At 69.5% G+C, this 12,825-nt stretch carries 12 protein-coding genes; all 12 read left to right on the top strand.

Annotation, left to right across the window (positions count from 1 at the left end):
- Positions 1-347: 347 nt before the first annotated feature.
- A complete protein-coding gene (locus QM621_RS11095) occupies positions 348-995 on the top strand; it encodes a hypothetical protein (protein WP_414990444.1) in 648 nt (215 codons plus the stop codon).
- Positions 996-1,154: 159 nt separating this feature from the next.
- Positions 1,155-2,105, top strand: a complete 951-nt coding sequence (locus QM621_RS11090; protein WP_414990443.1) for a hypothetical protein — start codon at positions 1,155-1,157, stop codon at positions 2,103-2,105.
- Positions 2,106-2,447: 342 nt separating this feature from the next.
- Positions 2,448-2,867: a TA system VapC family ribonuclease toxin gene (locus tag QM621_RS11085; RefSeq protein ID WP_414990442.1), complete on the top strand. Its 420-nt coding sequence runs from the start codon at positions 2,448-2,450 to the stop codon at positions 2,865-2,867.
- A 122-nt stretch (positions 2,868-2,989) separates the two neighbouring features.
- Positions 2,990-3,433 (top strand): FMN-binding protein, encoded by a 444-nt coding sequence (locus QM621_RS11080; RefSeq protein WP_414990441.1) that lies wholly within the window; start codon positions 2,990-2,992, stop codon positions 3,431-3,433.
- Positions 3,426-4,274: an FAD:protein FMN transferase gene (locus QM621_RS11075; RefSeq protein WP_414990445.1), complete on the top strand. Its 849-nt coding sequence runs from the start codon at positions 3,426-3,428 to the stop codon at positions 4,272-4,274. The genes QM621_RS11080 and QM621_RS11075 overlap by 8 nt, the downstream gene beginning before the upstream one ends.
- Positions 4,271-5,815 carry a hypothetical protein gene (locus QM621_RS11070; RefSeq protein ID WP_414990440.1) on the top strand — a complete coding sequence of 515 codons (1,545 nt, stop codon included), beginning with the start codon at positions 4,271-4,273 and terminating at the stop codon, positions 5,813-5,815. Before QM621_RS11075 ends, QM621_RS11070 begins: the two co-directional genes overlap by 4 nt.
- A gap of 80 nt (positions 5,816-5,895) precedes the next feature.
- Positions 5,896-7,179 carry an ATP-binding protein gene (locus tag QM621_RS11065; RefSeq protein WP_414990439.1) on the top strand — a complete coding sequence of 428 codons (1,284 nt, stop codon included), beginning with the start codon at positions 5,896-5,898 and terminating at the stop codon, positions 7,177-7,179.
- 28 nt (positions 7,180-7,207) lie between these two features.
- Positions 7,208-8,437, top strand: coding sequence for a glycosyltransferase family 4 protein (locus QM621_RS11060; protein ID WP_414990438.1), 1,230 nt, complete (start codon positions 7,208-7,210; stop codon positions 8,435-8,437).
- Entirely contained in the window at positions 8,424-9,158 is a 735-nt protein-coding gene (locus QM621_RS11055) for a class I SAM-dependent methyltransferase (RefSeq protein ID WP_414990437.1), read from the top strand. The genes QM621_RS11060 and QM621_RS11055 overlap by 14 nt, the downstream gene beginning before the upstream one ends.
- The gene (locus QM621_RS11050; protein ID WP_414990436.1) at positions 9,148-10,116 is read left to right on the top strand and encodes a prenyltransferase; all 969 of its coding nucleotides are present in this window, start codon (positions 9,148-9,150) and stop codon (positions 10,114-10,116) included. The genes QM621_RS11055 and QM621_RS11050 overlap by 11 nt, the downstream gene beginning before the upstream one ends.
- Positions 10,113-10,748: a class I SAM-dependent methyltransferase gene (locus QM621_RS11045; protein WP_414990435.1), complete on the top strand. Its 636-nt coding sequence runs from the start codon at positions 10,113-10,115 to the stop codon at positions 10,746-10,748. The genes QM621_RS11050 and QM621_RS11045 overlap by 4 nt, the downstream gene beginning before the upstream one ends.
- Before the next feature lie 82 nt (positions 10,749-10,830).
- A partial coding sequence (locus tag QM621_RS11040) for a hypothetical protein (RefSeq protein ID WP_414990434.1) occupies positions 10,831-12,825 on the top strand: 1,995 nt, incomplete at its 3' end.

Here is a 12,825-nt window from a genome sequence, read left to right as displayed (position 1 = left end):
GGAGTACTCAACATCGGAAAGAGAAGACTGACCAGAACGCATAAACCCCATCATTCCAACAAAAACACCGACACGCCAGGCCCACGCCGCCCCAAACCCACCCGAATAAATCAGTGCTTCCTTAGCGACCCTCGGCGGCCCCTTCCCGAGTTGAGAAGGGTCGGAGACGTCGGGCCTCGGCGCGTTGTTCGGGGTTGTTCGGACTTGGCGGGAAGCCATGACGCCGGGAGTGCCAGCGTTGTTGGGTGATGGTGATCGGCGGCGGGGCGCCGTGAGATCTGTCGCCTGTGGGAGGGGTTCTTGTGTCTGGTCTGTCGGTGAAGTGGGGGCGGCGGAACGCTGTCATTGTGGCGGTCGTTCTCGTGCTGATCGCCGTCGGCGTGTTCGCTTACGCCACACAGAGCCGGGGTGACGCACGCGTCGAGGTGACGGGGGTGGTTGACGAGGCTGTCTCGACCAGCGATGAGACGCGCACGAGCCTGGAAGCGGCGTTGACCGAGCTGGGCGAGCGGAACACCGGTGTTCAGACGTTGCTGGACTCCACCGAGGGCAAGGTCGTGGACGAGGCTCCTCGCACGGCGTTGGCGGAGGTTCTCACGCGGTCGAAGAAGTTGGTCGTCAGTGAGATCCCGCAGTACGAGAGTGACGCCCGGCGGCTGCTGGCCGAGATCACTGCGATGAACGCCGAGTTCGACAGCGTGCGTCCGATGCTCGACGCGACGCATCAGGCGTGGAATGACGAGCAGACTCGTATCGCCGAGGAAGCGGCGCGACAGCAAAGCTCGAGTAACAGCGGTGGTCAGGGTTATCATAACAACAGCGGAAACCCTGGGAACGGGGGCAACGCTGGAGGATCGCCTGGTGGCGCGGGCGGAGGTTCCAGCGAGCCTGCTCCCCCTCCTCCTTTTGTTGGACCGCCTCCCGCTCCGCCTCAGGGGAATTGCCCTGATGGCTATTTTGAAAATTCTGTTCATGATTGTCTGAGGGTTGGTTGATAGCGCCCCCTTTGCCTCGGTGACGGCCTCCACGCATGCCTGACCGCTCGGCGGTGACGCGGGCCTGAAGCGTCATTCGGACCCGATGATTTTTTGTGCGCGGGGGGGTAGCGTTTTCGGCGGTTCCGCTGGGGGAGGCGCCGATCACCTATGAATGACATGCCTCCCTCCCCGTCCACCGCTTTCGACGCCATCGCCGCCGACCTGCGGGCGCTGCGCGAGGAAGCGGGCAGCCTGTCGTACTCGGAGATCGTCGTGCGGATCGGTCGCGACCGAGAGGCGCGGGGAGTTCCAGCGGCGGCGTCCCGGCCAGCGCGCACCACGGTCTACGACGTGTTCAAAGACGGACGGCGACGCCTGGACGACCAGCTGGTCGGCGAGATCGTGCGGGCCCTCGGACAGGACGAACAGGCGGTCGCCGCCTGGGAACAGCGGTGCCGACGGGCCCGTTCAGGTCACGCCGACACCGCGGACAGCGCGGACGCGGGAGCGGAGGAGACGGTGGGGCCCACCCCCTCGTCCGGCCGTCACGACCTCCTGGCCGTCCCGTCGCGACTCCTGCGGTGGCGGGTGGTCCTGGCTGTGGTGGCGGCGTGCTTGCTGGTCAACGTCACGGGATCGCTGCTGGTCGAGTCGCTGAGATTGCCACTGTACCTCGACATGGTGGGCACCGCCATCGCCGCCGTCCTGCTCGGGCCGTGGTGGGGCGCGCTCGTCGGACTGGCCACCAACGGCGCGTGGACCATCGCGGTTGGTCCGGTCTCCCTGCCCTTCGCGGTGGTGAACGTCGTCGGCGCTCTCGTATGGGGTTACGGAGTGCGCCGCTTCGCCATGGGACGGACGCTCCCGCGCTTCTTCGCCCTCAACGCGGCCGTCGCGGTGTGCTGCACGATCGCCGCGGCTCCCATCATCATCGCGCTCGGCGGCGAAGTCGGCCACGGAGCCGACGACATCACCGCCCGCATCGGCGCCTTCACCCATAGCTTCGTGGTCGCGGTGTACTCGTCGAACCTCCTGATGTCGTTGGTCGACAAATTGTTCAGCGGATTCATCGTGCTGGTGCTCGCCGACGTCGTACGACACCGCCGAACAGGCGACCCGGACGACTGACCCACGGGGAGCCGAAGGGAGTCGTCGCCGTCGCCGTCGGGTCGGGGCCGGATGGGCTCGCGGCGGAATTCTCATGATGGGTGATGTCGTGATGCTATGGTGCTCACATGCGCACTACGCTCGACCTTGACCCAGCGGTGTTGAGCGCCGCACGGGCGAAGGCGAAAGCTGAGGGGATCTCCATCGGCCGAGCTGTCTCGGAGCTCGCGCTCTCCGGAATTCGTCGTCCTCGTGCGCCGCGGCCCGCGGCTTCGGGCTTTCCGGTCCTATCGGGTGCTGTCGGGCACACGGTGACTGATGAGCTGGTGGCCGCGTATCGCGACGACGAACCGGCGTAGACCGATGCTTCTTGACGTCAACGTCCTGCTCGCCTTGAGCTGGGATCAGCACATCCACCATCACGTCGCGCACGAGCGCTTCTCCGAGGTGGAGGCCTGGAGCACCTGTCCGGTCACCGAGGCGGGTCTGATCCGGTTGCTGATGACCGAACAGGTGGTCGGCCGGAAAGTGAGCGGCGGCGAGGCGCTCGGCCAGCTCGACGCGATGCGCCAGGTTCCAGGATGGAGCTTCTTGACCGATGCGGTCTCGCTGGCGGAGTCTCATATCGACACACGGGTGCTGATGGGCCGTCGTCAGGTCACCGATCTGCACCTCGTCAATCTCGCCGCCGCAAACGAGACGACGTTGGTGACGTTCGACGCCGCGCTCAAGGCCTCGCTGGCGCCGGCGGATCGCCCTTGGGTCACCGTGTGGAGCGCTTGAGCGCTCGACCATGACCGCCGCCGTCATCTGTGGCCTGCCTGTGAGGTCGCGGAGAGTCGGAATGCGGCGACCACCTGCGCCGTTGGCATAATCGAACGTCCGATCAGCTCCCAGGAGACCCCGTGAACCTCAAGACCGTCTGGACGACCGCCGCCGCCGCCACGGCCTTGCTGACCGCCGCCTGCGGAGGCGCCGACGCTGACTCCTCGAAGGACGACGACACGACCACGGAGTCCACCTCCTCCTCGTCTTCCTCGGCCGAGGGAAGCTACCTCGCCGGCGACTACAGCGCCGAGGGTTCGTATATGACGCCGGGCGGCCAGCAGAGCGTCGCGGTGCAGCTGACCCTCGACGCCGACGGCGTCATCACCGACCTCACCGTCACCCCGCACGCCGACGGCGGCGAGTCCGCGCAGTTCCAGGGCAAGTTCGTCAGCGGGATCGCCGACCTCGTCGTCGGCAAGTCCATCGACGAGCTGAACGTCGACAAGGTGTCCGGCTCCTCGTTGACCAGCGGCGGCTTCAACGCCGCCATCGAGACGATCAAGGGCGAGGCCGCTGCCTGAGACATGGCGGTTCGAGGCCATCGGCACCCGCTGGTCGATCGACACCGCCCGCCCCCTCTCCGCCGACGACCAGGCCGCCGTCGCCGCGCTGATCGCCGCCGACGACCACCGTTGGTCGCGGTTCTGCGACGACGGCCTGGTCGCCCGGCTGTCCTCCGGCGAGCCGGTGGACCTCGGCGACGGCGCGACCGAACTGCTCGACCTCTACGACCGGCTCCACGCGGTCACCGACGGCGCGGTCAACCCGCTGGTCGGCGCCGACCTCGAACGCCTCGGCTACGACCCGTCCTACTCGCTGACGCCGACCGGTGAGCCGCAGGGCGCGCCGGACTGGCGGGCGGTCCAGCGCGACGGCTCGACCCTGCGCCTGCCGCCCGGCGCGGTGCTCGACGTCGGTGCCGCGGGCAAAGGCCACCTCGTGGACCGGGTCGCCGCGCTGCTGCGCGAACGGGGCCACGCCCCGACGGTCGACGCCGGAGGCGACATCGCCCACCACGGCCCCGCGCCGATCCGGGTGGCGCTGGAGCATCCCGGCGACCCGCGCCTCGCCGTCGGCGTCGTCGACCTCGCCCCGGGACAGGCGTTGTGCGGCTCGTCGGTCAATCGTCGCGCCTGGGGCGACGGACTGCACCACGTGCTCGACGCGCGCACCGGACAGCCGGTCCGCTCCGTCGTCGCCACCTGGGCGACGGCCGGATCGGCGGCTCTCGCCGACGGCTGCGCGACGGCTCTGTTTCACGTCCGGCCGGAAAAACTGGCAGGGTGGGGCATGGAGGCGGCCTGGATCGACCGGACCGGCCTGCACACGACCCCCGATCTCCCCGCAGAGGTGTTCTCATGATCCGCAGCCTGCTCGGCCGCGTCACGATGTACCGACTCGTGACGATCGTGCTGACGCTGCTGGTCGTCGTCGCCCTCGTGCTCGCCGCGACCTCGCGGATCAGCCCGGAGATCTTCACCCTGCGCGCGATGTTCCTGACGCTGGTCGTGCTGTTGCTGTCGTCGGTCGTGGTCGACCACGTCTTCGGCGCCATGGTCGGCCGTCGTCCGCACGTCGAGTCGGCGTTCATCACCGGGCTGCTGCTGTGGTTCCTCTACTGGCCGTCCAGCGAGACCCCGACGCTGGCCTGGTTCGCGCTGATCGCCGGGATCGCCCAGGCCTCCAAATACGTCCTCGCCTGGCGCGGCCGACACCTGTTCAACCCGGCGGCGGCAGGCGTCGCCGCGACGGTCCTGATCGGCGAGATCCTCGGCGAACGCGCCGCGAGCCCGCCGCCGCGCACGACCTGGTGGGTGGCGACCGAGGTGCTGTTCCCCTTCGTGCTGGTCGGCGCGGCGCTGGTGCTGCTGCGCACCGGACGGCGCTCGCTGGCGCTGTCGTTCGTCGTGCCCGCCGCGCTGCTGACCGCCTGGGGGTACACCGCGTTCGACCCCGACGTCTGGGCGACGGCGGAGTACGTCGTCTACTCGACGCCCATCGTGTTCTTCGCCGGTTTCATGCTGAGCGAGCCGCTGACGATGGCGCCGCGCCGGGCTCAGCAGTGGGCGCTGGGCGTGCTCGCGGCGGTCGTGTTCTCCTGGCCGCTGTTCTCTCAGCGCTTCCTCGACGAGCCGTTGGCCCTCGGCCCGTTCGAGGGCACCTATGAGCTGGCGCTGTTGGCGGTCAACCTCATCGCCTTCTTCCTCGGTCAGCGCGGCGGGATCACGCTGCGGCTGGCGGAGTCGCGGCGGGTGGCCGGCGACGTCCACGAGTTCCGGTTCGCGCCGCGCCGTCCGCTGCGCATGCTGCCGGGGCAGTACCTGGAGCTGCAGGTGTCGCACATCGCCGACATGCGCGGCGTGCGTCGGGTGTTCACGGTCGTCTCGGCGCCGGGCGACGAGACGGTCGCCGTCGCGGCGCGCGTCCCGGAGGACTGCTCCAGCTTCAAGCGGGCGCTGCTCGACTTGGAGCCGGGCGACGAGGCCTACGCGACGGGTGTGCAGGGCGACTTCGTCTGGCCGCGCGGCGACGCGCCGCTGCTGTTGGTGGCCGGCGGCATCGGCGTGACGCCGTTCGTCAGCCAGTTGCGCGCCCAGCCGGACCGCGACGCGGTGCTGGTCTACGGGGTGGCGTCGTCGTTCGAGGTGGCCTATCGCGACGAGCTGGTCGAGCTCGGCGTGCCGGTGGTGCTCGTCAGCCCCGGCGAGCCCGACGATCTGCCCGACGGCTGGACGCACGTCGCCGCCGACCAGCTGACCGCCGACCTGGTGTGCGAGCAGGTGCCCGACCACGCCGCGCGCAAGGCGTTCGTCTCCGGTCCGCCCGACATGGTCACGGTGCTCGCCTCCGGCCTGCGCCGCCACGGCCTGCGCGTCCGCACCGACCATTTCACGGGGTACTGAGTACCGCGAATCGGCAGATTCGGTTCCGCGAATCGGCAGATTCGGTTCCGCGAATCGGCAGATTCACCTAGGATCGCGCTATGGGCGAGTTGATCGGACGGCATGTCACCGGGGTGGCGCAGGAGTTGCTCGACCATTTCCCGGCGGTGGTGATCGAGGGCGCGCGCCAAGTGGGCAAGAGCACGCTGGCCGCTCAGATCGCTGAGCCGGACGCGGTGGTTCGTAACCTCGACCACGATCAGGTGCGAGCCGCCGCTGAAGCTGACCCCGCGGGTTTCCTCGCCGAGGCAGGAGATCGACAGCTGGTCATCGATGAGATCCAGCGATTCCCCGAGCTGACCCTCGCCGTCAAAGCCTCCATCGACAGCGACCGCCGACCCGGGCGCTTCATTCTGACCGGCTCGTCGAGCCTGCTGCGGGTTCGCGGAACGGCCGACAGTCTCGCGGGACGTCTCGCGCGGCTGCGTTTGTACGGCCTGAGCCAAGGGGAGATCACCGGTCGTCGCGACGATTTCGCCAGCGCTCTGGTCGAGGACGCCGCGTCGTTGACAGGCTTCGTCACCACGACGACCCGCGCCGACTACCCGGGTCTGCTCGCCGCCGGCGCCTACCCCGAGGCTCGCCGACTCTCGGGCCGCCTGCGTGACATGTGGATCGACTCTTATCTCCAAGGCGTGATCGGCCGCGACCTGGTCGAGTTGCGACGGGAGGTCCGTCCGCCCCGGTTGATGGCGGTGCTGCGCACGCTCGCCGGACGACAGTCGGCGGAACTGGTCAAAGCCAAACTCGCCGAGGAGACCGGCGTCCCGGCGCGGACCATCACCAGTTACCTCGACCTTCTGCACGACGTCTGGCTGATCGACAGCCTTCCGCCGTGGACGCCGAATCTCGCCAAGCGCGAGGTGGGGCGACCGAAGGCGATGGTGGTGGACTCTGGGTTGGCGCTGTGGCTCGCGCGAATGACGCCCGATCAGTTGACCCGGCTGGAGTACGGGGAGGCGTTCGGCTCGATGTTGGAGTCGTTCGTCGTCGCTGAGCTGCTGCGTCAGCGCACCTGGTCGGCGCTGCGCTTCGACATCTTCCACTATCGGGACAGAGATGGTGACGAGGTCGACGTGGTCATCGAACTCGACGACGGCTCGGTGATCGGCGTCGAGGTGAAGTCGGCGATGTCGTTCAACGCGAAGCAGTTCAAAGGGCTCGCGCGCCTCCGGGACCGGCTCGGCGACCGCTTCATCGCGGGCGTCGTTCTCAACACGGGTCAGGAGGGCTACCGCTATGCCGACCGTCTCTACGGCGCGCCCATCTCCGCGCTGTGGGAGGGGGGCGCGGTCCCCCGTCCGGACGCCTCAGGCTCACCGTGACACCATTGGTGGCGACGTCGGAGGTGGAATGCGCATCGCACTGCTGTCGTATCGCAGCAAAGAGCACAGCGGCGGCCAAGGGGTCTACGTCCGACACCTGAGCCGCGGCCTGGCCGAACTGGGCCATGAGGTGACCGTGTTCTCCGGTCAGCCGTATCCGGAGAACTTGGACCCTCGGGTCACGCTGGAGAAGGTGCCCAGCCTCGACCTGTACCGCGACGACGACCCCTTCCGCACGCCGAAGCTCCGTGAGTTCCGTGGGCCGATCGACGTGCTGGAATACCTCACGATGATCACCGCCGGCTTCCCCGAGCCGCTGACGTTCAGCCTGCGCGTCGCCCGCGACCGCCGCCTCGACGGCTTCGACGTCGTCCACGACAACCAGTGCCTCGGCTACGGCCTGCTCTGGCTGCAACGCCGACTGCCGCTCGTGGCGACCGTGCACCACCCCATCAGCAAGGACCGCCGACTCGACATCGCCGCCGCCTCCTGGCGCAAGCAGTGGAGCGTGCGCCGCTGGTACGGCTTCGTGCGCATGCAGGCGCGGGTGGCCCGGCGCATCCCGACGCTGCTGACCGTCTCCGGCGCCTCGGCCGCCGACACGGTCGCCGACTTCGGCATCGATCCGACACAGATGACCGTCATCCCGCTCGGTGTCGACACCGACGTCTTCCGCCCGCGCGGCGAGCGCGTGCCCGGCCGGATCGCCGCCGTCGCCAGCGCCGACTCCCCGCTCAAGGGCGTCGCGCACCTGCTGGAGTCGATCGCGAAGCTGCGCGTCGAGCACCCGCACGTCGAGCTGCATCTCGTCTCGACCATCGACCCGAAGAGCGCCACCGCCCGGCGTATCGAGGAACTGGGCCTGAGCGACGCGATCACGCTGTACCGGGGCATCAGCGACGAGGAGTTGGGCGAGCTGCTCGCTTCCGCCGAGGTCATGGCCGTCCCGTCGCTCTACGAGGGGTTCAGCCTGCCGACCGTCGAGGCGCTCTCCTGCGGCACCCCCGTCGTCGCAAGCCGCGCCGGAGCGCTGCCGGAGGTCGTCGGCGACGCCGCCCGCCTGGTCGAGCCCGGCGACGTGGGCGAGCTGACCGCCGCGCTCAGCGAGCTGCTGTCCGACCCGGCCGAGCGCGCGCGCCTCGGCCGGGTCGGTCGTGACCGCGCCGAGGAGCGCTACAGCTGGATCTCCGTGGCGCGTGCCACCGTCGAGTCCTACCGATCCGCCATCGAGAGAAAGAACTCCCGTGCTGACCGTTGATTTCGACCGACTCCGCGTCGGCCGCGGCACCCGTTTCATCGACGTGGGCGCCGGTGGCGGCCGCCACTCCTTCGAGGCGCTGCGCCGTGGCGCCGACGTCACCGCCTTCGACCTCGACGAGGTGGAGTTGAAGGGCGTCGCCGACATGTTCGCCGCGATGAAGCTCGAAGGCGAGGTGCCGCCCGGCGGCGACGGCCGCGTCGAGGTCGGCACGATCCTCGACATGCCCTACGAGGACGGCAGCTTCGACGTCGTGCTCGCCTCGGAGATCTTGGAGCACGTGCCCGAGGACGTCCAGGCGATCAGCGAGCTGGTCCGCATCCTCGCCCCCGGCGGCATGCTCGCGGTGACCGTGCCGCGCTACCTGCCCGAGCGGGTCTGCTGGGCGCTGTCGGACGAGTACCACGCCAACGAGGGCGGCCACATCCGCATCTACACCGCCGACGAGCTGCAGGGCAAGCTGGAGACGGCGGGTCTGACCTTCCTGCACAAGCACCACGCGCACGCCCTGCACTCGCCGTACTGGTGGATCAAGTGCGCGGTCGGCGTCGAGAAGGACCAGCACCCTGCCGTCAAGGCGTACCACCGGCTGCTCGTGTGGGACATGATGAGCAAGCCCGCCGTCACGCAGCTGGCGGAGAAGGCGCTCGACCCGCTGATCGGCAAGAGCGTCGCGCTGTACTTCACGAAACCTTGGCGACGGGGCCGTGGTGACGCCTGAGCAGATCGCTCAGACCGCCGGCTGGATCGCGGCGCAGGCCGAGGAGTCCGGCGCGCTGCCCTGGTTCGCCGGGGGTCACCTCGACCCCTGGGACCATGTGCAGGCCGCGATGGGTCTGCTCGTCGCGGGCCGTCGCGACGAGGCCGAGCGGGCGTACGCGTGGTCGCGTTCGGCGCAGCGTCCGGACGGGTCGTGGGCGGCGAAGTACGAGCAGGGGGTCGTCGCCGACGACCGCCCCGACGCGAACTTCACCGCCTACATCGCCGTCGGCCTGTGGCATCACTGGCTGGTGACCGGCGATGCGGACTTCGCCGGCGAGAACTGGCTCATGGTCGAGGCGGCGGTCGAGGCGGCGCGGGCCACGCAGCGTCCCGACGGGGCGTTCGCCTGGCGGCCCGACGAGCCGATCGCGCTGGTCACCGGCACCGCGAGCGTCGCCTTCTCGCTGCGCTGCGCGGCCCGGCTCGCCGGCGTCGTGGGCGCGGACCGGCCGGAGTGGTCGGCCGCCGCCGACGGGGCCGCAGAGGCGCTGCGGCGTCCCGAGATTTTCGAGGCCAAGCCGCACTCGATGGACTGGTACTACCCGCTGCTCGGCGGCCAGTTGCCCGCCGACGAGGCCGAACGACGTCTGGCCGAGGAGTGGGACACCTTCGTGGTGCCCGGACTCGGCGTGCGCTGCGTGACCCCGAACCCGTGGGTGACCGGCGCGGAGACCTGCGAGTTCGTGCTCGCCCTCGACGCCTACGGCCGCCGCGACGACGCGCTGCGGATCTTCGCCGACATGCAGCACCTGCGCGACGACGACGGCTCGTATTGGACCGGCTTCGAGTTCGAGACCCGCGAGCGCTGGCCGATCGAACGCACCACCTGGACCGCCGCCACCGTCCTGCTCGCCCACGACGCCCTGCACGGCGTGACGGGTGGGAGCGGGTTGTTCCGACCGATGGAGACCGCATGACTTTCCCGCCCGCACCGCTTCCCGACGACCTGGCCGCCCTGGCCGACGAGGTCAAGGGGTTCCTGCCCGCCGACGAGGCCGACGCTTTGCGCGCCGTCGTGGCCGCGCATCTGACCGACGGCGGGGTGGCGGTGGAGATCGGCACCTACTGCGGCAAGTCCGCGATCCATCTCGGCCATGTGGCCAAGCAGGCGGGCGCGACGCTCGTGACCATCGACCACCACCGGGGATCGGAGGAGCAGCAGGTCGGCTGGGAGTACCACGACCCCGAGCTGGTCGACCCCGTCGCGGGCGCGATGGACACGCTGCCCTTCGCCCGCCGCGCGTTGTTCCAGGCGGGGTTGGAGGACGTGGTCGTGCCGGTCGTCGGCCGGTCCACCACCGTCTCGGCCTTCTGGTCGACGCCGCTCGACGCGGTCTTCGTCGACGGCGGACACACCGAGGAGGCAGCGCAGAACGACTACGCCGGATGGGCGCCGCACGTGCGCGAGGGCGGCGTGCTGGTCATCCACGACGTCTTCCCCGACCCGGCCGACGGCGGCCAGGCCCCCTTCCACATCTACGAGCGCGCCCTCGCCGACGGTTTCACCGAAGTCCTCCGCGTCGGCAGCCTGCGGGCTTTGCGCCGTTGAGGCCGTCCGGCCGGTGGGCGAGCATTCGGGTGAGAGTCCCTGAAATTTTGCGGGGAAGTGGATTGCTGTCATGCTTCGAGGCATGCCGCCTGTCTCTCGTTCCTTTGGTCGTTGCGCGCTGAGCCTGAGCCTCGTGCTGGCCGCCGGGGCGGTGGCGGTGTTGGGCGCGGCGGCTCCCGCCGCAGCCGCCGTCGATCCGGACCACGTCTGGTTGAGCCACTCGGCGACGACCAATGCCACGAAGACGGTCCAGCTCACCTTCCCCAGCGGGGTGACGGGCACGATGACCACGACGGCCGAGACCGGCTGGTGCTACAACGTGACGCAGAGCATCAATCTCTCCACCCAGACGAACGCGGCCGCCGCGTACACGCCGACTCCGCCGAATCAGTACGGCTACATCCCCCGCTTCGAGTGCAATGCGGCGGCTAGTCGCGTGCTCGACGTGGCGTTCAGCAAGCCGGTCCAGGGCCTGATCTTCCATGTGCTGAACCAGGACGAGTCGCAGTTCGTGTTCGGCGGCGGCGTGCAGATCAGCCAGTTGAGCGGCAACTCGGTGATGACGTCGGACTCGACCACCACCAACCTCACCACGACGACGAGCAGCAACAGCGGCTGCACAGCGACGGACGGAACCACGAACGGCAGCGGCCGGTGCGGGTCGTTCCTGGTGAGTCCGACGGACGCCGGTCAGACGGGGGTGCAGAACTTCACCCTGGAAGCGCACAACCTCACCGCGTCCACCAAGGATTCCGTGTGGGCGACGTTCTCGTATCCGGGTGCGGATTTGACGAAGGTGTTCTCGTCGTCTCGGGTGGTTCCGGGTGAGGCGGTGGATCTGACGTTCACGGTGGCCAACCCGACGGGTTCGGGTCGTGTCGACCTGGTGGGGATGGACTTCACGGACGCGTTGCAGTCGGGTCTGGTGGCCGCGAGCGACGACGTGACGTTCACCGACTGCGGTTCGAGCGCGTCGAGCGATGTGGCCGTGGGGGCGGGCACGTTGACGTTCCAGGATCTCGACGTGGCCCTGGGCACGGACTGCGTGATCACGGTGTCGGTGGTGGCGGAGGCTGCGGGCACGTACGCGAACACGAACGACAACCTGTCCTCGACGGTGGCGAACATCGTGCCGAGCGTGCCTTCGGGGACGCAGTTGAGCGTGGTCGATCCGGTGGCGGTGGCCGACGACTCGGCGACGTTGGGCGCGGGCGAGACGTCGGTCGACGTGGACGTGCTCGCCAACGACGCCTCGGGGCTGCCGTCGGGTGTGACGTTGGACGCCACGAGCGTGGAGCTGGTCGATCCGGCCGACGGGCAGCCGAAGGGGTCGGTGACGACCGACGAGGGCACCTGGACCGTGGACGGGACGACGGGCGTGGTGACGTTCGCCCCGGCCGGGGGGTTCGTGGGGGAGACGACGCCGCTGGCGTATGTGGTGACCGGCAGCGACGGGTTGTTCTACACCGCCGAGGTCGTGGTGGACGTGTGGGGCGCGGCCACCGACGACACCGCGCTGCTGTTCCCGGGCGAGACCGACGTGACGGTCGATCCGTTGGCCAACGACGTCTTCGGCGGGCGCACCGCCGACCCGGCGAGCGTGCGGCTGGTCGACCCGGACACCGGTGACCTGACTGACGAGGTGGTGGTCGCGGGCGTGGGCGCGTGGAGCGTGGACACGTCCACGGGCGAGGTGACGTTCACGCGGGAGACGGGTTACACGGGCACGCCGCCGGCGGTCTCCTACACGGCGGAGGCGTCCGACGGGGCCGGCACGGTCACATACACCGCCGAGGTGACGGTCAAGGCGCTCGGCGAGGCGACCGCTGACACGGCGACGTTGCAGCCGGGCGAGACGAGTGCGGTGGTGGACGTGCTGGCCAACGACACGGGCACGGGCACGGCACTCGACCCGTCGACGGTGCTGCTGGTCGACCCGGCCGACGGGCAGGCGAAGCAGTCGGTCACCACCGACGAGGGCCTGTGGACCGTCGATTCGAGCACCGGCGTCGTCACCTTCACGCCGGCGGCGGGCTACGTCGGCACGACCCCGCCGATGGCCTACGTCGTGGACGGC

Origin of the sequence: Aeromicrobium sp., assembly GCF_047606445.1 — a bacterium.
Taxonomy (GTDB): domain Bacteria; phylum Actinomycetota; class Actinomycetes; order Propionibacteriales; family Nocardioidaceae; genus Aeromicrobium.
Note: the sequence above shows the minus strand (reverse complement) of the source record. Positions and strands in the feature narration are given on the sequence as shown.